The 21,090-nt window shown below is 68.3% G+C and carries 22 protein-coding genes, 1 tRNA gene and 2 pseudogenes; 8 read left to right on the forward strand and 17 right to left on the reverse strand.

All coding sequences use genetic code 11. The features are described from left to right. Positions 1-16 precede the first annotated feature (16 nt). On the reverse strand, positions 17-505 hold the full coding sequence (locus JOD60_RS06385) for a YajQ family cyclic di-GMP-binding protein (protein WP_076689591.1): 489 nt from the start codon (positions 503-505) through the stop codon (positions 17-19). A 9-nt stretch (positions 506-514) separates the two neighbouring features. Beyond that, positions 515-691 carry a hypothetical protein gene (locus tag JOD60_RS06390; protein ID WP_198159134.1) on the reverse strand — a complete coding sequence of 59 codons (177 nt, stop codon included), beginning with the start codon at positions 689-691 and terminating at the stop codon, positions 515-517. A gap of 86 nt (positions 692-777) precedes the next feature. On the opposite strand from JOD60_RS06390, the gene JOD60_RS06395 reads away from it, so the two are divergent. Next, on the forward strand, positions 778-993 hold the full coding sequence (locus tag JOD60_RS06395; protein WP_157127879.1) for a hypothetical protein: 216 nt from the start codon (positions 778-780) through the stop codon (positions 991-993). On the opposite strand, the gene JOD60_RS06400 is transcribed toward JOD60_RS06395, so the two are convergent. Then, complete coding sequence (locus JOD60_RS06400; RefSeq protein ID WP_198159135.1) at positions 978-2,453, reverse strand: HNH endonuclease signature motif containing protein; 1,476 nt, start codon at positions 2,451-2,453, stop codon at positions 978-980. The two genes, JOD60_RS06395 and JOD60_RS06400, sit on opposite strands and share 16 nt — an antisense overlap. 152 nt (positions 2,454-2,605) lie before the next feature. Here JOD60_RS06400 and JOD60_RS06405 point away from each other — a divergent pair, with 152 nt between their 5' ends. The 5 genes from JOD60_RS06405 (at position 2,606) to JOD60_RS06425 (ending at position 5,181) form a co-directional block, all read left to right on the forward strand. Beyond that, positions 2,606-2,845 carry a hypothetical protein gene (locus JOD60_RS06405; RefSeq protein WP_076689595.1) on the forward strand — a complete coding sequence of 80 codons (240 nt, stop codon included), beginning with the start codon at positions 2,606-2,608 and terminating at the stop codon, positions 2,843-2,845. Positions 2,846-2,852: 7 nt separating this feature from the next. Continuing rightward, the gene (locus JOD60_RS06410) at positions 2,853-3,323 is read left to right on the forward strand and encodes a phosphotransferase (protein ID WP_076689597.1); all 471 of its coding nucleotides are present in this window, start codon (positions 2,853-2,855) and stop codon (positions 3,321-3,323) included. A 76-nt stretch (positions 3,324-3,399) separates the two neighbouring features. Then, the gene (locus JOD60_RS06415) at positions 3,400-3,885 is read left to right on the forward strand and encodes an FBP domain-containing protein (protein WP_076689600.1); all 486 of its coding nucleotides are present in this window, start codon (positions 3,400-3,402) and stop codon (positions 3,883-3,885) included. Between the two features lie 90 nt (positions 3,886-3,975). Further along, a tRNA-Tyr gene (locus JOD60_RS06420) sits at positions 3,976-4,057 on the forward strand. A 149-nt stretch (positions 4,058-4,206) separates the two neighbouring features. Further along, a complete protein-coding gene (locus tag JOD60_RS06425; RefSeq protein ID WP_076689602.1) occupies positions 4,207-5,181 on the forward strand; it encodes a hypothetical protein in 975 nt (324 codons plus the stop codon). A gap of 6 nt (positions 5,182-5,187) precedes the next feature. On the opposite strand, the pseudogene JOD60_RS06430 reads toward JOD60_RS06425, so the two are convergent. From JOD60_RS06430 to JOD60_RS06495, 14 genes and pseudogenes are all read right to left on the reverse strand, one after another. Beyond that, positions 5,188-5,852: pseudogene (locus tag JOD60_RS06430) on the reverse strand (NAD(P)/FAD-dependent oxidoreductase); the annotation flags it as partial. A gap of 46 nt (positions 5,853-5,898) precedes the next feature. Continuing rightward, positions 5,899-6,793, reverse strand: a protein-coding gene (locus JOD60_RS06435; RefSeq protein ID WP_372430793.1) for an IS5 family transposase whose coding sequence is annotated in 2 segments (ribosomal slippage) — positions 5,899-6,466 and positions 6,465-6,793 — 897 coding nt in all. Because the reading frame shifts where the segments join, the coding sequence is not laid out codon by codon here. Between the two features lie 368 nt (positions 6,794-7,161). After that, entirely contained in the window at positions 7,162-7,689 is a 528-nt protein-coding gene (locus JOD60_RS06440; protein ID WP_076689606.1) for a general stress protein, read from the reverse strand. A 175-nt stretch (positions 7,690-7,864) separates the two neighbouring features. Then, positions 7,865-8,314: an Hsp20/alpha crystallin family protein gene (locus JOD60_RS06445; protein ID WP_076689608.1), complete on the reverse strand. Its 450-nt coding sequence runs from the start codon at positions 8,312-8,314 to the stop codon at positions 7,865-7,867. A gap of 31 nt (positions 8,315-8,345) precedes the next feature. Further along, positions 8,346-9,218, reverse strand: coding sequence for an alpha/beta fold hydrolase (locus JOD60_RS06450; RefSeq protein WP_084201923.1), 873 nt, complete (start codon positions 9,216-9,218; stop codon positions 8,346-8,348). Beyond that, positions 9,215-10,930 carry an FAD-dependent oxidoreductase gene (locus JOD60_RS06455; RefSeq protein ID WP_076689612.1) on the reverse strand — a complete coding sequence of 572 codons (1,716 nt, stop codon included), beginning with the start codon at positions 10,928-10,930 and terminating at the stop codon, positions 9,215-9,217. Before JOD60_RS06455 ends, JOD60_RS06450 begins: the two co-directional genes overlap by 4 nt. Continuing rightward, a complete protein-coding gene (locus tag JOD60_RS16670; protein WP_076689615.1) occupies positions 10,927-11,187 on the reverse strand; it encodes a UBP-type zinc finger domain-containing protein in 261 nt (86 codons plus the stop codon). Before JOD60_RS16670 ends, JOD60_RS06455 begins: the two co-directional genes overlap by 4 nt. Further along, positions 11,184-11,636, reverse strand: a complete 453-nt coding sequence (gene trxA / locus JOD60_RS06465; RefSeq protein WP_076689617.1) for a thioredoxin — start codon at positions 11,634-11,636, stop codon at positions 11,184-11,186. The genes JOD60_RS16670 and trxA overlap by 4 nt, the downstream gene beginning before the upstream one ends. After that, positions 11,633-14,257, reverse strand: a complete 2,625-nt coding sequence (clpB, locus tag JOD60_RS06470; protein WP_076689619.1) for an ATP-dependent chaperone ClpB — start codon at positions 14,255-14,257, stop codon at positions 11,633-11,635. The genes trxA and clpB overlap by 4 nt, the downstream gene beginning before the upstream one ends. Then, on the reverse strand, positions 14,248-14,559 hold the full coding sequence (locus JOD60_RS06475; protein ID WP_076689621.1) for a chaperone modulator CbpM: 312 nt from the start codon (positions 14,557-14,559) through the stop codon (positions 14,248-14,250). Before JOD60_RS06475 ends, clpB begins: the two co-directional genes overlap by 10 nt. Next, positions 14,556-15,443 (reverse strand): DnaJ C-terminal domain-containing protein, encoded by an 888-nt coding sequence (locus JOD60_RS06480; RefSeq protein ID WP_076689623.1) that lies wholly within the window; start codon positions 15,441-15,443, stop codon positions 14,556-14,558. Before JOD60_RS06480 ends, JOD60_RS06475 begins: the two co-directional genes overlap by 4 nt. A 3-nt stretch (positions 15,444-15,446) precedes the next feature. After that, positions 15,447-15,986, reverse strand: a complete 540-nt coding sequence (locus JOD60_RS06485) for a nucleotide exchange factor GrpE (RefSeq protein ID WP_076689625.1) — start codon at positions 15,984-15,986, stop codon at positions 15,447-15,449. An 18-nt stretch (positions 15,987-16,004) separates the two neighbouring features. Continuing rightward, positions 16,005-17,870 carry a molecular chaperone DnaK gene (dnaK, locus tag JOD60_RS06490; RefSeq protein WP_076689627.1) on the reverse strand — a complete coding sequence of 622 codons (1,866 nt, stop codon included), beginning with the start codon at positions 17,868-17,870 and terminating at the stop codon, positions 16,005-16,007. A 356-nt stretch (positions 17,871-18,226) separates the two neighbouring features. Further along, positions 18,227-18,721, reverse strand: a pseudogene (locus JOD60_RS06495) (NAD(P)-binding protein); the annotation flags it as partial. On the opposite strand from JOD60_RS06495, the gene JOD60_RS06500 reads away from it, so the two are divergent. Beyond that, positions 18,720-19,511 (forward strand): inositol monophosphatase family protein, encoded by a 792-nt coding sequence (locus JOD60_RS06500; RefSeq protein WP_076689629.1) that lies wholly within the window; start codon positions 18,720-18,722, stop codon positions 19,509-19,511. The pseudogene JOD60_RS06495 and the gene JOD60_RS06500 sit on opposite strands and share 2 nt — an antisense overlap. A gap of 158 nt (positions 19,512-19,669) precedes the next feature. Continuing rightward, positions 19,670-21,043 (forward strand): M23 family metallopeptidase, encoded by a 1,374-nt coding sequence (locus tag JOD60_RS06505; protein WP_076689631.1) that lies wholly within the window; start codon positions 19,670-19,672, stop codon positions 21,041-21,043. The last annotated feature ends 47 nt before the right edge of the window (positions 21,044-21,090 follow it).

Raw genomic sequence — 21,090 nt, forward strand, 5'->3', positions numbered from 1 at the left:
CGGTCGGCGGTGAGGCTCAGCGGTAGTTGACGAACTGGAGGTCGACGTCGAGGTCTGCGGCCTTGAGGAGTCGCTGCACCTCCTGCAGGTCGTCACGCGACTTCGACTGCACCCGCAACTCGTCGCCCTGGATCTGCGACTTCACCGACTTGGGTCCCTCGTCGCGTATGATCTTGCCGATCTTCTTCGCATTCTCCGACGAGATCCCCTCTTTGAGGGTGGAGGTGATCCGGTACTCCTTGCCGGATGCCTGCGGCTCGCCCGACTCGAGCGACTTCAGCGAGATGCCGCGCTTGATGAGCTTCGACTGGAAGACATCGAGGATCGCCTTCGCGCGCTCTTCGCTGTTCGCCTTGATGAGGATCGCCTCGCCCGACCATTCGATCGAGGCATCCGTGCCCTTGAAGTCGTAGCGCTGCTCGACCTCCTTGCGGGCTTGGTTGAGAGCGTTGTCCGCCTCCTGGCGATCGATCTTGGAGACGATGTCGAAACTGGAGTCAGCCATGTCGCCAATCTACCCGTGGTGCGTCGCAGCCGCAGAGTCCGCCGCGTCGACTTCGACGAGGTGGAACCAGTCTCCGGTCGGGGCGAGTCGGGTCCACACGGGAAGGAAGTGGGGATCCGTCACGTGCCCGTCGAACTCGGCGCGTTCCACGCCGCGGGCCGCCAGAACGTCGAGAGAGCGGCGCATGCATCCTTCGACCAGTCGCCCACCGTCGGGGCAGTCTGCTTGTCAACCGCTCGAAGACTGCTGAGTTGGGAGAACATGGCGCGGCCGTGGCCGCGCATCCTGAACGCGGGGTCCACTGCAATCTCTCGTCGCGCCATCCGTCGGCGCGCAGGGGGATGGCTCGCATCCAGTCGGGCGCGGCGTCGATCACCCCTTGCGACAACGGCTCGAAGTCCATCGATCCAACTTGCCACACCGGATCCGCGCGCGTCGCCGGTGAGAACCGCGCGATGGTGAAAGGGCTGCGTCAGAAGGCCGGGTGATCGGCCGGATCCACAGGTGCGTCGAAGTAGCGCGCCCAGGCGGGTCTGCCCGCGGCGCCGGCGAGCACCGGGGGCGAATCGGTTCGGTATCTTCGCCCGGTCGGTGAGATGAACTCGATCGACCCGCCGCCGCGCTGCACTACCTGCCACGGCGATGCGTGCTTCAGCGTGTGATGACGGCGGCAGAGGACTTCGAGGTTCCCTGCGCAGGTAGGGCCACCCTCTTCGAAGGGGATCGTGTGGTCGATGTCGCTGCGACGGGCTGTGCGGCGGCATCCGGGCCATCGGCATCGCTGATCGCGGGCGCCGATCAGGCGCCGCAGCCGCTTGGATGGCCGGTAAGTGTCGAGCCGGAGCGGCTCATGCGTGACGGGATGGATCATGATCCGCTGCCAGCAGGGTGCGGTGGCGGCGAGCGCGCGGGCCGTCTCTGCATCGATCGGCGCCTCGCCGTCGAGCAGCGCGGGCTCGTCGTCGAGGCTCGCGAGGGTCAGGAGGGGGATCGTCACCTGCACCGTCGCGCGGATGGCGGACAGGTCGGCGTCGCCATCCAGCGCCGGGCACCCCGTGAGAAGCAGGTCGCACATGATGTCGGCACGACGCTGGTCGAGCGTCCGCTCATCGGGTTCCTCGGGTTCGTCGGTCTCGTCGGCCTCGCCCGACTCATCCGACTCGTCGGCCTCCGTGTCCTCATCCGTGCGCGGCTCGTCGAGATCCCCCTGCGCGATCCCCATGGACGTCAGACGGTCGAAGATGCCATGGATGACGGCCGTGGCGCCGTCGAGGAGCAGCCGGGACAGGCCGTCGTCGAGGTCGAACATGCGCACGCGTCGCTCGGCGAGCGCGCGTCGGTGTGACTCATCGACGGTCTCGGGTTGCAGACGGGCTGCGACGACGCGGGCGAATTGACGAGTCGCGGGCGCGGTGTCACGCTCTGCCACCTCGAGGACCAGCCGCTCGTACTCCTCCCGATGCTCCGGATCGAGCGCGCCCCCGCCGCCGATGATCGCCGACGCGTGGCGTTCGTCGATCCGTCCCTCGCGCAACGCGTCGAGCGTGGTCGGGTACGTCGTGACCAGCGCACTACCGTCGCCGAGCCAGGTCGAGACCGTCCGCTCACCGACGCGGAGTGCCGCCGCGAGTTCGGCCATCACCTCACGCAGCGGGATCGTGTCGCCGATCTCACGATTCGGGCGTGCCGCCTGACGTTGGGCAACGCGCATCGCGACCAGATCGAGCGCCTCGGCGCACAACTCTGCGCGTTCGGCTTGCAGACGCGACATTTCCGCACGATTCGTCTCGGCGCGCCCCACGAGCCGAGACAACTCCGCCCAGTGCGGATCGATGAGCGGCGCAACGGATGAACGGCCGAGCGCATCGTCCGGCATCCCCGCGTCGGGCGCGTCGAACTCCACCGGCCGGCGTGGCGGCTCGGGCTGTTCGGAAAAGGGGATGGGCATGGCACTCCTGACGTCGATCATTCAACGTCCGGTAGCACTGCCGGCTCATCCTTGCGACTGCCTGAATGGGGGCTGCCGCCACAACCAGTATAGAACGCGCATACGATCGACACAAGAGGAAAGTTGACAATTGTCGTACTGATCGACGAAGCGTGAGGGGCCAACGAGACAGCCTCAACCGCGGCATCTCGGGGGACGACACGAGCAACGTAGGGTCGGAGGGTGAGGACCGCGCCCCGTGCCACCCGGAAGCGGCCGTGCTCTTCCCGGAGTACAGCTGGGCGGAGGCGCTCGTCACGCGAGGCGCCTTCCACGAGGTCGTCATCGATGGCGAACGTGTGGTGGGCGTAGCGGATACGTGGTCACCCGCGTACCAACGGGCGGGGCAGTGAGCGAGGAATGGTCCGACGTGCGCGGCACCTACGCGGAACTTCTCGCCGAGATCGGCAGTGCCACGCCGGAACTCGGCTTGCCGACAGCGAGGGAGTGGTGCGGCGGACGCGATTTTCTCGGTGTCGTCGACAACGAACTCCGGCGCTCGTCCACGGAGACTTCGGCCCGCACAACATCGGCTGGTGCGATGGAGTGGCTGTCTCGGTGTTCGATTGGGACAATGCGGCGCTGGATGATCCTGCCATCGACATCGCGCCGCTCATCGGCATCTACGGTGCCATGCACGTGGCCGATATCGCTCCCGCCGATCTGCTTCAGCGTGCCATGCGGCATCGGGCGACGCTCCCGCTGCAGGTCGCCGCCGCCGCCCACCGGGTGGGCGACGCTGCGCTGCGGGGCCACGCGGTGGGCAACTTCCGCTCGAGGCTCGCAGCAGGCACGCTGCACGATCCCGCCGGCTCGCGGCCGCTCGCATGACACGACCGGCCTCGGACGCGGCCCCTCACGTGACGCGACCGGCCTCGGCCGCGGCATCCGTTCGTAGACTGGCGGGATGCAGCCGCTCACCGAAGACCAGGTGCGTGCCGCGCTGGTGAACGCCACAGCTGACGAGCTCGAGCGCCTCGCGGTGCCGATGTCGTTCATGCTGGCCGACTGGGATCACCTCGACTTCTTGGCGTGGCCCGATCCGCAGACCCGCGGCCGGGGCTACATCGTCGTGGAGCGCGAGGGGGCGGCGACAGGGATCGTCGTGCGCGCGGCATCCGGCGGCCGTTCACGCGCGGCGCTCTGCAACCTCTGCCACACCATGCAGCCGGGAAACCAGGTCGTGCTGTTCACGGCGCATCGCGCGGGGGATGCCGGGGCGCGCGGAGACAGCGTCGGCACCTACATCTGCGCCGATCTCGGCTGCCACGAGAACGTCCGGCTCGCCGCGCCGCTGGCGCCCAGCGAGGTGCGCGCCAACGTCGATCGACGGATCGACGGCACGCGCCACCGCGTCGAAGCCTTCGTCGACAGGGTCGTCTCGGGCGGCTGATGCGCCGCCGGTTTTTCGCACGGCCCGCGGCCGGGTAAGATGGGTGATCGCGCCTCCGGTCGACTGAAAAAGCCGGGCGGGTGCGCACTTGGCAGGTTACCCAAGCGGCCAAAGGGATCTGACTGTAAATCAGCCGTCTTAGACTTCGGGGGTTCGAATCCCTCACCTGCCACCGAACGAATACCACGAAGGGCCCCGCACACGCGGGGCCCTTCGTGGTTCAGACGCCCTGTGGACAAGCCCGCGCCGGACGGTCGCGCCATGTCAGGATGGGTCCTACCAGGACCGACTGGGGGCGCACCGCCCGGCGAAGGGAACGACATGACCGAACCGATCACCTCTCCGGAGTCGAACAAGGTGCTGCGCGCATCGATCTGGGTCGCGATCGGCGCCCTCATCGCGGCGGCGATCGTCTGCGTCATCTGGGTGATCGTCGGTGACTCGGACGGCATCGTCGCCAAGGCGTTCCTCACGATCGTGCTGCTCGCCGGCTTCGCGGGCGTGTCCATCATGGAGGCCAACCTCGCCGCCCGCCGCCCGGCGTGGCTGACCCTCGCGAGCATGGTCTCGTGGGTGCTGCTCCTCTTGATCGGAGCGTTCCTCATCTGGATGCCGACCAACACCTGGTACGCCGGCGGCGACCGGATCTTCAAGTTCGTCTTGATCGGCCTCATCATCCAGGGCACGCTGCTGCACGCGCGACTGTACCTGCGGGCGTTCCTGCGCCACCAGACGACCTTCACCACGATCGTGACCTACGTCACGATCGGTCTCGTCGTGATCCTGGCGGTCATGCTGGTGCTGCCGATCATGACCGAGGAGTTCGTTGACTACCGCCCGCTGTACTGGCGCGTGGTCGTCGCCCTCGCCATCCTCGCCGCCGTCGGCACCGCGCTCGTTCCGCTCGTCAACGCGCTGTTCGCGCCCAAGAAGCCCCGGCCCGTCAACCCGACGGCGTACGGCGCCGCGCCGGTACTGCAGTGGCCGACGTATGCCGACGGTGCCACGCCCCTGCCCGTCCTCCCCGACGGCAGCCCGGACTGGAACGCGTACTACACCGGTCAGCCCACGTACCCGCAGGCCCCCGCTCCCGCTGCCGCCCAGCCGCCGGCAGCAGCGCCAAGCGCGCAGCCCCCGGCATCCGCGCCGTCCCCGGCAGCAGCGCCAAGCGGGCAGCCCCCGGCATCCGCGCCGTCCCCGGCATCCGCGCCGGGCGCCCCCACTCCGGCCGAGACCGCGCCGCAGTCCGGGTACCAGGGGTTCCCGCCGCCTCCGCCGCTCCCGCCGCAGGGCTGATCCGGATCAGCCGAGCAGCTCCAGCGCCGCCATCGCGGCGTTGTGTCCGCCGAGGCCGCTGACCGCGCCGCTGCGCCGCGCGCCGGAGCCGCAGACCAGCACCCGCTCGTGCGCCGTGGCGACGCCCCACCGCGCGGCGGGTGTGTCGAGCGGCTCGTCATCGCCCGCCCACGACCAGGCGAGCGCCCCGTGGAAGATGTCGCCCCCGGCCATGCCGAGCGCGTGCTCGAGGTCAGTCGTCGTCTTCACCTCGATGCAGGCGCTGCCGTCCGGCGCCCGGTACACGCAGTCCATGATCGGCTCGGCGAGCACGCTGTCCAGCGGCACCTGCGCGGCGCGCAGCAAGGTGTCGCGGTAGGCGTCGGCATCGGCATCCGCCGCCAATCGGTGCGGCACCTGCAGACCGAACAGCGTCAGCGTGTGCGCCCCGGCGGCCTGCAGCGCGGGTCCGAGGATCGTCGGGTCCGTCAGAGAGTGGCAGTAGATCTCCGCAGGGGGAGCGGGGAGGGGATGCCGCCGCCCGCCGCTGCGGCATAGGCGTCGTCGAGCTGGGTCACCGTCTCGTTGATGTGGAACGTGCCCGCGAACGCCGCCTCCGGGGAGACCTCGGCGTCGCGCAGCCGCGGCAGCCGTCGCAAAAGCAGGTTGATCTTGACCTGAGCGCCCTCCGGCGGGTCGAAAGAGTCGATTCGGCCTGCTTTCGCGACACCCGCGGCGCTAGGGCATGTCTCCCAATAGGGTGGCCCAGGTGAGGACGGCGTGGAGCACTGCGCCGGAGCGGTAGGTGATGGCGAGCTTGTCGTAGCGGGTGGCGATGCCGCGCCATTGCTTGACGAGTGCGAAGGACCGCTCGACGACGTTGCGGTCTTTGTAGGCCTCGGCATCGAATGCGGGCGGCCTGCCGCCCTTGCTGCCCTTGCGTTTGCGGGTGGCGATCTGATCGCTCTTCTCGGGGATCACGACCCGGATGCCACGGGCGCGGAGCATGCGCCGGTTCACGCCGGACCCATAGGCTTTGTCCGCGAGGACCGCGTCCGGCCGGGCGCGGGGGCGCCCGCCGCCGATCCGGGGAACGCGGATGTCGTCAAGGACCTGCTCGAGCATCGCCCCGTCGTTGCGTTGCCCGCCGGTGACCACGATCGCCAACGGCAGACCGTTCCCGTCGACGGCGTGATGGATCTTCGTGGTCAGCCCGCCCCGCGAGCGACCGATACCGTGACCGGCGGGTTCGACCTTATCCAGCCGCAGATTCTTGTGATTCGATCGTGCCCCCTGTGTCCTGGTCAGGGCGGGTGGTGTTCGTCGCGTGCTGATGCGCACGCGCGATCGTCGCATCCACCGACACATCCCAATCGATCAGGCCCGCCACGTCTGCCTGCGAGAGCAGCGCCTGCAGCACCCGATCCCATGTCCCGTCTCCGGCATACCGGCGGTGCCGCTTCCAGATCGTCTGCCACGGGCCGAACTCGCCTCGCGGCACATCCCGCCACGGCGTCGAGGTCCGGAACCGGTAGATGATCCCGTCCACGACCCGGCGATCATCACCGAATGGGTGCCCACGACGCCCCACGTTCGACGGCAGCAACGGCGCGATCAAACGCCCACTGCGCATCCGTCAATCGACGCGTCCGAGAATCCACAACCGAAGCCATGTACCCAAAATCGCGCGTCAATCACAACCCATATGGGAGACACGCCCTAGTCGCCCCGTGTATTGACTACGTGATCGTGTTCGCCGCCCTAGCCTGCGCAGCGCACGAGAAGCTACTGGCGCCCGCGCCGCTGCTCGTGATCGCGCAGCTACTTCTCCTGCCGGTCTACCTCTGGGCTTTCGCCGCCCCCGCGGCAGTAGGCGTAATCGAGGTCGCCCCTCCGTCGAGGCGTCCGTTGTGCTCATCGCCGTACCGTTGGTCGCCGCTGCAGTCACACAATGGGCTACACCTCGCGCCCGGGTGCTCTTGCCGCAACAACGCGAAACGGTCAATCGGTGGGCCGGGCGGGTTTGCCTGCGAGCAGCCGCGCGGCCTCTGCTGCGAAAGGCGCTTCGACCTGAACCTCGTACCGGCTGGCTTGGAGGGTTTGGACGGAGTCGAAATCACGGCGCCCGCCGGTGGCGAGGTGGGCCAGCAAGTACAGCACCGCGCCCCACACCGCGCCAGAAACGACTGAGATCGCGACGATAGCCAGCCAGCCAAAGCTTGGTGCGAACAGGCCGAACAGCAGCCCGATGAGGAGACCAAACCAGGCGCCGGCTGCCGCTCCACGCAACGCTGCTTTGGCACTTGTGAGCCGACCAAGCACCTGCTCGACGACGCGCACATCTAAACCGACAATGGCAACACGTTCGACTGGGAAACCGGCGTCAGCGAGACGGTCCACGGCTGCTTGAGCTGAGGCGTAGTCAGGGTACTCGGCGATGGCCTGCTTCCAGCGGGGGTCAGCGGTGTACTCGAAGTCCTCAGGGCTGTTGTCGGAGGACTGATTACGGGGTGTGCCAGCGGTGGTCATAGTGAACTCCTTCTACGTTTTACGCGGCGAAAGGGATCGGGTCCCGACTAGTCGCGTCCCGTCGGGTTTCGTACAGAGGGCTACGCCCGTAGTTGCTCGTGAAGCACGGTTGATCTTCGACCGGCCCCATTCCTGCAGAGCTGCGCACTACGCCCGATCTCCATGGCAGGGCGATTCAGCCCTGATGGGTCGGTTGCTCGGCAACCTCTCCTCGCTTCTCGGCCGAGTTCTGAGACAGAACCTGGATCTTGCGCGGCTTGGCCTTCTCGCTGACCGGGATGACCAAGCTCAGCACGCCGTTGTCGTATGAGGCCGTGATGTTCGCCGAGTCGACGCCCTCACCGATGCTGAACTGCCGCAGGTAGGTTCCTGCGGGGCGCTCCTGCACGAGCCATTTGGCGCCGTCGGCGCGCGTGGCCGTCCGTTGGGCACGGATGGTGAGGAGCTGACCGTCCACGTCGATGTCCACCGACCCAGGGTCCACTCCGGGCAAGTCGGCCGACAGGATGTAGCGGTCGCCGTCGCGGTAGAGGTCCACGGGCATCACGCGCGGTCCCGGGCGCGATTGAAGCAACCCGGCTGCCAGCCGGTCGAGCTCACTGAACGGATCGAATGTCATTGCCATGTGGAATCAGTGTCCCTTCCCCATCTACTCATCAGACGAGCGTGGCTTCAAGGTACTGCGCCCGGCCCGATAGCGCTACCCCATCTCCGGAAACTCTTGGATGCGAGGGGGTCAGCACCGCGTCGGCGACGGCGCGGGCGAGTCGCTTGCCGATGAGGTGGTTGGTCGCCCGGACCCGACGGACTGTGACGCCCCGCATCCGCTCGACGATGCGCAGCACCGCTTCCGACCGGAACTCGTCGAGGTTGCCCATGATCACATCGACAGGCGCCTTCACGTGAGCGAGGTCGCTGAGAGTGGTCTGTGATTCGATGGAGTGTTGCAACGACTTGACGAACGGTTCCCAGTTGCGTTCGGTGATGTCCACGGCCTTCGGGATGGGAAGGAGCCGTTGCACCAGCGCGGCGTGACGGAGGGTGAAGTCCCGGTTGGTGCGCAGGTACTCGTAGAGACGGAGGTAGAAATCCATGCGGGCGCGCTCGAACGCGTCGCCGATCTCCGCCGGGGAAAGATAGATGGGCGGGCTGACCATCACGAGCCCCGAGACCCGGCGCGGCTTGCGGGCAGCGTAGCGGGCGGCGATGAGCGCACCCATGGAGTGGCCGACGACAGTGAACGGCTCCCGCAGCCGCAGCGATGCGACGGTGCGCTCGACGGCAGCGGCATGATCGGCGAGGGTGTAGTTGGCCCAGGCAGGGGCCGGCGACTCCCCGAATCCGAGCAGGTCGATGGCGATGCAGCGGTGCGTGCGCTCGAGCAGCGGGAGGACGTTGTGGAAGGTGACCGACGAGGAGGCGATGCCATGCAGCAGCAAAACCGTTGGGCCCTCCCCGCGCTCCGCGGCGATGTGGAGGACAGGCATCCGCCGGAACAGCCGTGGTGGCCAGGCAAGATCCCCCGTCATGCGCGTACCCGGTTGTGACGGCCTCCGGAGAGGTACTCGTGGATCTGCCTGACCACGCTGGCACCCTCACCGACCGCTGAGGTCATCCGCTTCACCGACCCGCGCCGCACGTCCCCGACAGCGAAGATACCGGGGACGGTGGTTTCCAGCGAGAATCGAGCGGAGCCAGGCGAGTGAGAGCCGGCGAACTCGGCGTCTGGTCCGGTGAGGATGTATCCGTCGGCGTCCCGCTGCACCCCGACAGCCAGCCCGTCGGTGGCGGGGACGGCGCCGATGAACACGAACAGGTGCTCGACCGCAAGATCCCGCAGTTCACCGTGTGTACTTCGGACGGTGATCCGTTCCAGCCGACTGTCGCCGTCCGCGTCGACGACTTCCGATGACAGCAGCACCTCGATGCGGGGGTGATTCTGAATCTGGTCCACGAGGTACCGTGACATCCCCGCCCCCAGCTCCGCCGCCCGCACCACCAGGTACACGCGGGAGGAGGTGCGGGCGAGGAACAGCGCCGCTTGGCCGGCGGAGTTCCCACCGCCGACGACGGCGACCGGCGCGTCCCCGCACACCCGCGCTTCCTGCGCGGTCGCGGCGTAAAAGACGTTGGAGGTCTGGAACCTGTCCAAACCTGCGGCGGGGAGTGAACGGTATCTGACTCCGGTGGCCAGCACGACGACCTCCGAGGTCACCTCACGGCCGTCGTCGAACACGACACGGAACCTGTCGTCGGCCTCGACGATCTTCTTGACAGTGGCAGGGATGTCCAAGGTGGCTCCGAACTTCCGAACCTGCAGGACGCTGCGGTCGGCAAGCTCGGCGCCAGAGATCCCGGCGGGAAACCCGAGGTAGTTCTCGATTTTCGCCGACGTACCCGCCTGGCCGCCGGTTGCCACCGAATCATACAGGTAAACCGACAGCCCGTCCGACGCGGCGTACACCGCGGTTGCCAACCCGGCAGGTCCTGCCCCGACCACGACGACGTCGCAGGTCGTCGGCGGTGCCGGGGGGCGCATTCCCAGTTCAGCGGACAGCCGCGCCGGCGTGGCGGCCCGCACCGTGCGGGAGCCGCCGAGGATGACCAGGGGAAAGTCGGCTACCGTCGCCCCCAGCCGGCGGACCAGCCGCTCCGCTTTCTCGTCCTCGTCCAAGTCCACCAGCCGGTGGGGGAGCCGGTTGCGGGCGATGAAGTCCAGCACGTCACGGGTTTGTGGGGAGAAGCAGGACCCCACCACCCGCAGTCCGGCGCCGACACCGATGGCGAGGGAGCGTCTGATGAGGTAGGCGCGCAGGATGATCTCGCCCAGAAGCGGGTCGGAGGTGACGATGGCCTCCAGTTCCTCCACGGGGATCTCCGCGACCTCGGCGGCGTCGATGGCGGACACGAACGCGAACGAGGGCTGCCCTTCCAGCAGCCCCACATCCCCGACGAACCGTCCCCGGCCGTGCACGCCCACCGTCACCGGCTCGTCCGCTGGGCGCGGGTCGTCTGCTGGTTCAGTATCCGTGGTCAGCAGGTACCCGTCCAGCACGACGTACAGCGACGAGGGGTGATCTCCGGGTCGGATGAGCACCTCGCCCTTGGCGAGCCGCCGCCGCCTCCCGCGTTCAAGCAGCACGTCGATCTGTTCATCAGACAGGCGAGGAAACGCGCCGACGGGGTCGGGGGTTTCGGTCTGCGGGAGGTGGGTGTCGCCGGGGTCGACAGTGTCGCTCATAGGTATGCTTCGTCCAAATAGCACCAGCTCCAGTTCTCCCCCAGTTCCAGGGAGCGCACGATGGGATGCCCTTGCGTGAGCGCGTGCGCGCGGGCGTGGCGCATTGGGGATGAGTCGCAGCAGCCGACCTTTCCGCACGTTCGGCACATCCGAAGGTGCACCCAGTGCGTACCGGCGGCTACGCAGTCCTCACACATGCCGGGGGTGCGGGGTCGGACGGGGCGGATGAGGGGAGCGTGCGGGTCGACGTACCTCATGTGGTCGCGGCTGAGGATGCGGGCTGGTTCTCGAGGGTTTCGTCGACCCACCGCAGCAGCACGTCCGAAGGTGCCGCGCCGGCTTGGCGGGCGAGGACCCTCCCGTCTTTGAGGATGAGGAGGGTCGGTACCGCCTGAACGGAGAACTTCCGCGCCGTCTCCGGTGCAGCGTCCACGTCCACCTTCACGAGCTTGAGCTTTCCTGCCCGCTGCGTGGCGACGTTCTCCAGTGCGGGGCTGACCTGCCGGCACGGTCCGCACCAGGACGCCCACAGGTCGACAAGCACCACCTGCGGCGCCTGCTCCACAACCTGGGAGAAGTCACCGTCGCCGGCATTCACGATCCACGGGAGCGTGGTCTTGCAGACGCCGCACCGAGGGTACCCGGATGCTGCAGAAGGGACACGGTTTTTCTTCCCGCAGTTCGGGCACGAGACGACGGCGCTCATGCCGTCTCCTCGGATGCGGAGTCGTCGATGTCGAAGACAAGATCACCCTCGCGAACATCGAGAGTGACCGTCGCCCCGTCCGTCACCTCGCCGCTGAGGAGCGCCCGCCCCAGCCGTGTTTCGACCACATGGCTGATGTAGCGCCGCAGCGGGCGGGCGCCGTACACCGGATCGTAACCGCGGTCAGCGATGAACTGCCGCGCGTCCGGGGTCAGTTCGAGGCGGATATTACGCTCCGCCAGTCGGGCGCGCAGGTCGTTGAACTGCAGCTCCACGATGTCCTGGATCTGCTCGCGCCCCAGCGGTGCGAACACCACGATGTCGTCCACACGGTTGAGGAACTCCGGGCGGAAGTGGGCGCGCAGCTCAGCGAGCACGCTGTTGCGGATATCGTCGGGAATCTCGCCTCCATCGGAACCCAGCAGGTGATGGGCGCCGATGTTGGAGGTCATGATGATGATGGTGTTGCGGAAGTCGACGGTACGGCCCTGGCTGTCGGTGATCCGTCCGTCGTCGAGGACCTGCAACAGCGTGTTGAACACGTCCGGGTGGGCCTTCTCGATCTCGTCGAACAAGACGACGCTGTAAGGGCGACGGCGTACCGCCTCGGTGAGCTGGCCGCCCTCGTCGTAACCGATGTACCCGGGAGGCGCCCCGACCAGGCGGCTGACGGTGTGCCGTTCCTGGTACTCGCTCATATCGAGGCGGACCATCGCGGACTCGCTGTCGAACAGGGCCTCCGCGAGCGCCTTTGCAAGCTCGGTCTTCCCCACACCGGTGGGCCCGAGGAAGATGAACGACCCGATGGGGCGGCGCGGGTCGCGGATACCGGAGCGGGCGCGGATGATCGCGTCGGTGACCAACGCGATTGCTTCGTCCTGGCCGACCACCCGTTCCTTCAAGGTGGTGTCAAGGGAGAGGATCTTGTTGCGTTCTCCCTCCTGCAACCGGGCGACCGGGATGCCTGTCCACGCGGCGACGATCTCGGCGATCTCATCCTCGGTGACCACTTCCCGCAGCAGCCGCTGCCCGCCCTGCTTGCGGGCCAGCCGTTCCTCCTCCGCCTGGAGGCGGCGCTCGACGTCGGCCAGGGCCCCGTACCGCAACTCGGCGGCGCGGTTGAGGTCGTAGGAGCGTTCGGCGGCCTCGGCTTCGCGGCGCAGCTGCTCCAGCTCCGCGCGCAGCTCCTGCACCTTGCGGATCGCCTGTCGCTCCGCCTCCCACTGCGCGCGCTTCGCGTCCGCTTCTGCCCTCAGATCGGCGAGCTCGCGGCGCAGCTCCTCCAGCCGTTTCTTGCTGGCAGCGTCGGTCTCCTTGGACAGCGCCGCTTCCTCGATCTCCAGGCGTGTGACGCGACGGATGAGTTCGTCCAACTCAGCGGGCATCGAGTCGATCTCGGTGCGCAGCCGCGCGCAGGCTTCATCGATGAGGTCGATCGCCTTGTCCGGCAGGAACCTGTCCGGGATGTAACGGTAGGACAGCGTGACCGCGGCTACCAGGGCACTGTCTTGGATGCGGACGCCGTGGAAGACCTCCAGACGTTCCCGCAGCCCGCGGAGAATGGAGATCGCGTCCTCCACGTCCGGCTCTTCGACCATCACCGTCTGGAACCGTCGCTCCAGCGCGGCGTCTTTCTCGATGTGCTTGCGGTACTCGTCGAGAGTGGTCGCCCCGATCAGGTGCAGTTCACCGCGGGCAAGCATCGGCTTGAGCATGTTGCCGGCATCCATCGCTCCTTCCGTGGCGCCCGCACCGACGAGGGTGTGCAATTCGTCGATGAACAGCAAGATGCGCCCCTCGGCTGCAGTGACCTCAGCGAGCACGGCCTTCATCCGTTCTTCGAACTCGCCCCGGTACTTTGCTCCCGCTACCAGCGAGGACAGGTCCAGGGAGAAGATCGTTTTGTCCCGCAGCCCCTCGGGGACGTCCTCGTTGAGGATGCGCTGGGCCAGCCCCTCCACAATGGCCGTCTTTCCGACACCGGGCTCCCCGATGAGGACGGGGTTGTTCTTCGTCTTGCGAGAGAGGATCTGGATGACCCTGCGGATCTCCGAGTCCCGGCCGATGACCGGGTCCAGACGCCCCGCGCGGGCGTCAGCGACCAGATCTCGGCCGTACTTCTCGAGCGCTTCGTAGGTCTGCTCGGGGGTGGCAGAGTTCACATTCTGGTTGCCTCGGATCTTGCTGAGGGAAGCCAGGAAGTTCTCCCGGGTGATGCCGTGCTCACGGAGGATCCGCGATGCGGCCCGGGAAGACGAGTCATCGGCGATGGCGAGCAGCAGGTGCTCGACGGAGATATACGAGTCCTTCAGCCGCTTCGCTTCCCGCTCGGCGCGTTCAAGAGTGGCCGAGAGGCTGCGGCTGAGGTAGACCTGCGTGGGTTGCGGGGAGGCTCCGGACACCCTCGGCTTCCGGGCTATCTCCGCCTCCACCGCCGCGCGCACCAAGTCCGGGTCAGCGCCGGTCGCCTGCAGCAGTCGGGGAATCAGCCCCTCCTCCTGCTGCAGCAGTGCGAGCAGGAGATGCTCCTCATCCGTCTCGATCTGACCGGCGAGGACCGCGATGTTCTGGGCCGAGGTGAGCGCTTCCTGCGACTTCTGAGTGAGTGAGTTCATGTCCATGAGGTGTCTCCTTCGAGTCGGATGGTCCGGTGCTGCTCGAGCTGCTCGATGCGGGCGAGCAGGTCGAGCACGAGTGCGATGCCGGCGTAGTTCACGGCAAGATCGGAGTGCAGACGCACGATGGTGTGCACGCGGGCGGGGACGGTACGGGCGAACCACAGCCGGCCGCTGGTGTCGACGTGGGCGGTGACCAGCCCCAGCTCGACGAACTTCCGCAGCGTATCCGGGTGGATACCTGCGGCCACCGCGGTCGCCGCCAGGTCGGCCCGGGCGACACGGACGGGCAGGTGATGTGAGGTCATGATCCTCTCCTGGCATCAAACGACGATACGTCGCGGAGCTGTTCGAACAGCTCCTTCTCCTTCTTGCTGAGAGTGCGGGGAACGACGACCTTCACCCGCGCATACAGATCTCCCGGCTGTCCTCTGCGGGGCATCCCCTGCCCGCGCAGGCGGAGCCGCCTGCCAGTGGACGAGCCGGGCGGAACGTGCACGGTGACCGGGCCCCCGGGGGTGGGCACGCTGACATCCGCGCCCAGCGCCGCCTCCCACGGTGAGATGGGAAGGTCCGTTTCGATGTCCGCGCCGCTGAGCCGGTACCGCTTGCTGTCCTTCACGCGCAGCGTGACCAGCAGGTCCCCGTCCTGTCCGTCGGCGCCCGCTCCGCCTGCGCCCGCGATCCGCAGCCGCTGCCCGTCGACAGCGCCCGCTGGGATGTCGATGGTGTACTCCTGCGCGCCACCGTACGGCGACGCGACCTGCACGGTGCGCCGCCCGCCCCGGTAGGCCTCCTCGACGGTGATCTCCAGCTCCGCGGTGTGGTCGGCGCCGCGACCGAAACCACCGAAGCCGCCCCCGAAGAGGTCCTCCCAGTTCACGCTCTGCGCGCCGCCCCCGCTCCACGTGTATCGGGTGCCGCCGCTGCGGCGCGGCTGCTCGGAGGAGCGAGCCGCGTCCGCGGCGGCGTACTGGCGGAAGTTCTCACCGAACCGGTCGTACTGTGCGCGGGTTTCCGGGTCCGACAGCACATCGTGGGCTTCACTGATCCGTTTGAAGGTATCCTCCGCCCCCGGGGTCTTGTTGACGTCCGGGTGGAACTTGCGGGCCTTCTCCCGGTAGGCGCGGCGAATCTCCTTCTGATCCGCCGACCGGGAGACCCCGAGCACGCTGTAGAGATCCTCCGCCATCTCCTACTCCTCATCCGGCCTGCGGGTGACCACGACCGCAGCCGGTCGCAGCATCCGCTCAGGCGTTCCGAACCCGGGGCGAGTGACGGCGAGGATGCTGCGCGGCGGGACGCTGGCATCCTCGACGACCGAGACCGCCTCGTGCAGCTGCGGGTCGAACTCCGCACCGTCGATGACGATCTCGGGGTACCCGAGTGCGCGCAACGCATCAGCGGCCTGCGCCCGGACGGCCTGCATGCCATCCAGAACGCCCTCGTCAAGGTCCACCCCGAAGCTGAGCGCCCGGTCCAGCGCGTCGACGACGGGCAAGAAGGCTTTGGCGGTGTGCTGCCGCTCCTGCTCGCGGACGGTCTGGATCTCGCGCGCCATCCGTTTGCGGAGGTTGTCGTAGTCCGCTGCCGTCCGGCGCCACCGGTCGTCGGCCGTCTCCAACTGGGCGGCGAGCGCTGCTTGCGCGGCGCGGATCTCCTCCGGGGATACGTCGGTGAGGTCGTCGTTCAGCAGGTCCACGGCCCGCGTGTCCTCGTTCTGCTCCTCGACCATCGCGATCCTCCCTCCGTGCTACTTGTCGAATTCGGCGTCGACGACGTCGTCTTCGTCGTCCTGAGCGGGCTGCTCAGCGTGGCTGGCGTTCGCGCGGGCCGCAGCAAGGGACTGCGCAACCTGCAGCAGCTCGCCGGTGCGCTCTTTCGCTTCCTGCTCGCCGACGTTGTTTGCCACCGCTTCACGCGCCTGCGTGATGAGCAGCTCCGCGCGGGCACGCTCGTGCTGCGGTGCAGCGTCGCCGAGCTCACGCAGTGCCCGCTCGACCTGGTAGGCGGCGGAGTCCAGCTCGTTGCGGGCGTCCACGGCCTGGCGCAGCGCCTGGTCGTCAGCACGGTGCTGCTCGGCTTCCTTGATCATCCGGTCGATCTCGCCCTGGTCGAGGTTCGAGGTGCCGCTGATCGTGATCCCCTGCTCGGTGCCGGTGTCCTTGTCTTTCGCGGTCACATTCAGGATGCCGTTCGCGTCGATGTCGAAGGTGACCTCCACCTGCGCTTCGCCGCGAGGCGCCGGACGGATACCGGTGAGCTGGAACCGGCCGAGCACCCGGTTGTCTGCGGCGTTCTCCCGCTCGCCCTGCAGGACGACGATCTCCACCGACGGCTGGTTGTCCTCCGCCGTGGAGAACACCTCGCTGCGACGGGCGGGGATGGTGGTGTTGCGTTCGATGATCTTCGTCATCACACCGCCGCGGGTCTCCACACCCAGCGACAGCGGGGTGACATCCAGCAGCAGCACGTCGTCGACGTCGCCCTTGAGGACGCCCGCCTGGATGGCGGCGCCCACAGCGACCACCTCATCGGGGTTCACCGTCATGTTCGGCTCCTTGCCGCCGGTGAGCCGCTTGACGAGCGCTTGGACAGCGGGGATGCGGGTGGAACCGCCCACGAGGATGACCTCGTCGATATCGTTCTCGCTGACCTTCGCGTCAGCCATCGCCTGACGCACCGGGCCCAGGCAGCGCTCCACGAGGTCGGCCGTGAGGTCCTCGAACTTGGATCGCGTGACCGTCATCGTCAGGTGCTTCGGTCCGCTGGCGTCAGCGGTGATAAACGGCAGGCTCACCTGCGTCTGGCTGACCGAGCTGAGCTCGACCTTGGCCTTCTCGGCCGCTTCGAACAGACGCTGCAGCGCCTGCGGGTCGTTGCGCAGGTCGATGCCGTTCTCTTTCTTGAACTCGTCGGCAAAATAGTCCACCAGCCGGCGGTCGAAGTCGTCGCCGCCCAGGTGGGTGTCACCGGCGGTGGATCGCACTTCGACGACCCCGTCGCCCACGTCGAGGAGGCTGACATCGAACGTGCCGCCACCGAGGTCGAACACCAGGATGGTCTCGTGGTTCTTCTTGTCCATTCCGTACGCCAGTGCGGCGGCCGTGGGCTCGTTGATGATGCGCAGCACCTCGAGCCCGGCGATGCGTCCGGCGTCCTTGGTCGCGGTGCGTTGGGCGTCGTTGAAGTAGGCGGGAACGGTGATGACGGCCTCGGTCACCTTCTCACCGAGGAACTTGCTGGCGTCGTCGACGAGCTTGCGCAGCACCAGCGCGCTGATCTCCTCGGGCGCATAGAGCTTCCCGCGGATGTTGAACCGGGCCTCGCCGTTGGGGCCTTCCACGACGTCGAAGCCGACGGCGTTGGCTTCCTCCTTGATCTCGTCGAAGGACCGGCCGATGAACCGCTTGGCGGACGAGATGGTGCCCTTCGGGTTGAGGATGCTCTGCCGGCGGGCAAGCTGCCCCACCAGCCGTTCACCGTCCTCGGTGAAAGCGACCACCGACGGGGTAGTGCGGGCTCCCTCCGCGTTCGGAATGACCTTCGCCTCGCCGGCCTCCCAGACGGCGATAACGGAGTTCGTGGTTCCCAGATCGATTCCTACTGCCTTGGCCATGTCGAGCTTCCTTTCGATTGAGGTGAGCGCCCGGTTTCCGAGCCGCCGAAGCGAGCGCCGCACGGTTCTCAGTGGAGGTGAAACACCTAGATCTCGCTGTTCTTGTGTACGGGGCGCACACGCCTTCTGGAACGCCTTCGAGTTTAAGCACGCCGCGATGACATACCCGCCTCGCCGTCAGGTCCATCGTGGACCGCTGTTCCATTTTTTACAAGCAAGCGAACTGGAAGAAGACGCTCGAACAACCTCCGCGCTCCCTGAGCGCATCGACCGCTACCTCTGATCTCTCGCCGCCCTAACTGGGGCGCCCCCCCTTGCGCTACGATCCGAGCCCATACCGAAACAGGAGGATCAAGACGCATGTAGGACTCCCGCCGCAGCGGCTCGGTCATCGTCGGGAACACCGTCGCGGCGAGCGGGAGCAGTCGATCCGAGAACGCCGCGAAGCGCTCCGCCTCGCGGGCGTCGCCGGCCGCGCGGAGAAAGCTCGCCGTCATGGCCACGGCATCCGCGTTGTCGACGAGGAGGCCACGTGTGGCGTCGACCGGATCGGGCGTATACGAGGAGTAGCGCCGCCGGCGCAGATCGAGTTGCAGATCGAGGTCGCGAATGATCTGCGGCGGCAGCAGGCTCACGAGGTACGAGTAGCGCGACAGTCGCGCGTCGACGCCGGGCCACGGCCGTTCCGAGACGGCTGCGCCGCCCAGATGTCCGAGCCGTTCCAGCACGATCACCCGCTTGCCGGCACCTGCCAGGTAGGCGGCGACGAGGGCGTTGTGGCCGCCGCTCACGATCACGGCGTCGTAGACCCCGCTCATGGAGCCACCGTAGTGCGCGTAGCGTGGAGCCATGGTGGATGCCGGGGACTTGCTGCTGATCGCCGTCGACATCGCCCGCGAGGCGGGGGAGTTGGCGCGCCGCAGGCGGACCGAGGGTGTGGCCGTCGCTGCCACGAAGTCCACGCTCGCCGACATCGTCACGGAGGCCGACCGCGAGGTCGAGGACCTCATTCGGGCGCGGCTGGCGGCTGTGCGGCCAGGCGACGGATTCCTCGGCGAGGAGTCGGGCGCCGAGCGGGGCACGACGGGGATCACGTGGGTCGTCGACCCGATCGATGGCACGGTCAACTACGCATACGGCATTCCGCACTACGCCGTCAGCATCGCCGCCGTGGCGGGTGAGCCGGAGCCGGCCACATGGACCGCGCAGGCCGGCGTCGTGTTCTCGCCCGCGGTCGACGAGCTCTTCCGCGCCGCCCGCGGCGAGGGCGCCTGGCTGGGCGAGCGGCGGCTCGCCGTGTCGCAGGCGACGGATGCCGGGGCGTTGCTGGCGACCGGGTTCGGCTACGACCCCGCGACGCACGGCCCCGATCTCGAGCGGGTGCGTCGCGTCATGCCGCTCGCGCGTGATCTGCGGCGGGCCGGTGCCGCATCCCTCGACCTCGCCTATGTCGCCGCGGGGCGCCTGGACGGCTACTTCGAGCGCGGCCTGCACCCGTGGGACCATGCCGCCGGGGGACTGCTCGTGACCGAGGCCGGGGGACTCATCGGCGGCGCGCCGGACGGTGCGCCCGGGCGGCAGATGACGATCGCGGCCGGCCCCGACCTGTTCTCGCGGCTCCGTGAGGTCATCGCGACCTGAAAGCGATATACCGCTCGGCGTTCATGGCATTCCCAGCGCGGCCGGGGTAGTGTTTACCCGATCGTTACTTTTGCCGCCCGAACGGCACAGTGATCGCAAGCCCGAAGTACGTCGCCGCCAGGACCGCCGGCCTGCGCGGCCCGACGAGAGCCTGGAATGTGACCCTCGACACCCCCACGGCTGACGCCGCGCCCCCGCGCCGCGCCACCGCAGGATCCCCCGCGGCCGACGCCGCGACCGGATCCGGTGTCCTCACGCGTGCCGAATACCGGCGCCGCGCCGCCGCAGCGGCCGCAGCCGCGCAGGCCGCAGCCGTCGAGACGCCCGCCTCGATGGAGCCGGCGGAGGAGATCGCCGCGACGCCCTCGCTGGCCGAGACCGTCGTCGCCGACGTCGCCGCGGCCATCGCCGCCGAGACGGCGCTCGGTGCGCAGCCCGATGAAGCCTCCCGTCGCCGGCTGCGCCGCGCCGCGCGCGCCGTCTTCGAAGCGGTGGCCGAGGATGCCGGTGCCCCCAGCGCGGCCATGGCGCACGCGAGCGGGACCGATGCAGTCGGCGTGCCTGTCGCCGACCAGCTACCTCCGGCATCCGCCTTCGTCCCCAGCGCGCCGGAGGCTGATCACCGCGCCGTCGACGAGTTCGAGTTCGCGGCACGCCTGTTCTCCTTCACGGCGGAGACGCCCGTGCAGCGGGCGCGCGTCGCGGAGGAGCGCCCCGCAGCGGATGAGCCGTCCGCCGACGCCGCGCACGTGGCGCCGCGCCGTGCTCGCCGCAGCGCAGGCGCCGTCGCCAAGCGGGTGGCCGCGGCATCCTTCTCGCTCGGCGTCATGACCGTCGTCGGCCTGCTCGCGATCGGCACCACGACGCCGGCCGAAGCGGTCGCCGCGATGTCCGACCGCTCGGCGGACCTCACCGTCGCCACGACGACGACGGCGAAGGCTGCGAAGACCGACATCCAGGCGTTCGTGGCCTCCGGCGATGCGCCGGCCAGCACGCTGGACCGCCCCGAGTCGTACAACGTCGCCTCGATGGCGGAGATCGCCGCCGATTCGGGCGTCACCCTCTTCGCCGGTACCTGGGTCAACGATCCGACCGCCGCGATCCAGTGGCCGTTCCCGGTCGGCGTGCCGATCTCGGCGGCGTACGGGTCGTCGTCATACCTGTCGCAGTTCTCCACTCCGCACCGGGGCGTCGACCTGACCCCCGGTCTCGGCGCCGAAGTGCACGCCGTGGCAGCGGGCACCGTCCGCATCGCGACCGAGGCCGGCGGCGACTACGGCGTCACGGTGCTCATCGACCACGTCATCGACGGGCAGATCGTCTCCACCCGCTACGGGCACATGCAGTACGGCTCGCTGCGGGTCGAGCAGGGGGACACCGTCACGGCGGGTCAGGTCCTCGGCACGGTGGGTCAGACCGGCAAGGCGACCGGCCCGCACCTGCACCTCGAGGTGCTGCTCGGCGGGACGGCGCACACCGACCCGATCGAGTGGCTCAAGGAGCACACGAACGGCACGCACACGGTCGGCTGACCGGTTCGGCGGGAGCCTCACGCTCTGATATTCTTTTCTGGTTGCCC

The organism is Microbacterium aurum, from assembly GCF_016907815.1.
GTDB classification, from domain to species: Bacteria; Actinomycetota; Actinomycetes; order Actinomycetales; family Microbacteriaceae; genus Microbacterium; species Microbacterium aurum.

What these genes read in the sequence shown, in the direction of transcription:
- JOD60_RS06385 (WP_076689591.1), bottom strand. Translation starts at nt 505, where the DNA reads ATGGCTGACTCCAGTTTCGACATCGTCTCCAAGATCGATCGCCAGGAG.
- JOD60_RS06390 (WP_198159134.1), bottom strand. Translation starts at nt 691, where the DNA reads ATGCGCCGCTCTCTCGACGTTCTGGCGGCCCGCGGCGTGGAACGCGCC.
- JOD60_RS06400 (WP_198159135.1), bottom strand. Translation starts at nt 2,453, where the DNA reads ATGCCCATCCCCTTTTCCGAACAGCCCGAGCCGCCACGCCGGCCGGTG.
- JOD60_RS06410 (WP_076689597.1), top strand. Translation starts at nt 2,853, where the DNA reads ATGGTCCGACGTGCGCGGCACCTACGCGGAACTTCTCGCCGAGATCGG.
- JOD60_RS06415 (WP_076689600.1), top strand. Translation starts at nt 3,400, where the DNA reads ATGCAGCCGCTCACCGAAGACCAGGTGCGTGCCGCGCTGGTGAACGCC.
- JOD60_RS06425 (WP_076689602.1), top strand. Translation starts at nt 4,207, where the DNA reads ATGACCGAACCGATCACCTCTCCGGAGTCGAACAAGGTGCTGCGCGCA.
- JOD60_RS06440 (WP_076689606.1), bottom strand. Translation starts at nt 7,689, where the DNA reads ATGACCACCGCTGGCACACCCCGTAATCAGTCCTCCGACAACAGCCCT.
- JOD60_RS06445 (WP_076689608.1), bottom strand. Translation starts at nt 8,314, where the DNA reads ATGGCAATGACATTCGATCCGTTCAGTGAGCTCGACCGGCTGGCAGCC.
- JOD60_RS06450 (WP_084201923.1), bottom strand. Translation starts at nt 9,218, where the DNA reads ATGACGGGGGATCTTGCCTGGCCACCACGGCTGTTCCGGCGGATGCCT.
- JOD60_RS06455 (WP_076689612.1), bottom strand. Translation starts at nt 10,930, where the DNA reads ATGAGCGACACTGTCGACCCCGGCGACACCCACCTCCCGCAGACCGAA.
- JOD60_RS16670 (WP_076689615.1), bottom strand. Translation starts at nt 11,187, where the DNA reads ATGAGGTACGTCGACCCGCACGCTCCCCTCATCCGCCCCGTCCGACCC.
- trxA (WP_076689617.1), bottom strand. Translation starts at nt 11,636, where the DNA reads ATGAGCGCCGTCGTCTCGTGCCCGAACTGCGGGAAGAAAAACCGTGTC.
- clpB (WP_076689619.1), bottom strand. Translation starts at nt 14,257, where the DNA reads ATGGACATGAACTCACTCACTCAGAAGTCGCAGGAAGCGCTCACCTCG.
- JOD60_RS06475 (WP_076689621.1), bottom strand. Translation starts at nt 14,559, where the DNA reads ATGACCTCACATCACCTGCCCGTCCGTGTCGCCCGGGCCGACCTGGCG.
- JOD60_RS06480 (WP_076689623.1), bottom strand. Translation starts at nt 15,443, where the DNA reads ATGGCGGAGGATCTCTACAGCGTGCTCGGGGTCTCCCGGTCGGCGGAT.
- JOD60_RS06485 (WP_076689625.1), bottom strand. Translation starts at nt 15,986, where the DNA reads ATGGTCGAGGAGCAGAACGAGGACACGCGGGCCGTGGACCTGCTGAAC.
- dnaK (WP_076689627.1), bottom strand. Translation starts at nt 17,870, where the DNA reads ATGGCCAAGGCAGTAGGAATCGATCTGGGAACCACGAACTCCGTTATC.
- JOD60_RS06500 (WP_076689629.1), top strand. Translation starts at nt 18,720, where the DNA reads ATGGTGGATGCCGGGGACTTGCTGCTGATCGCCGTCGACATCGCCCGC.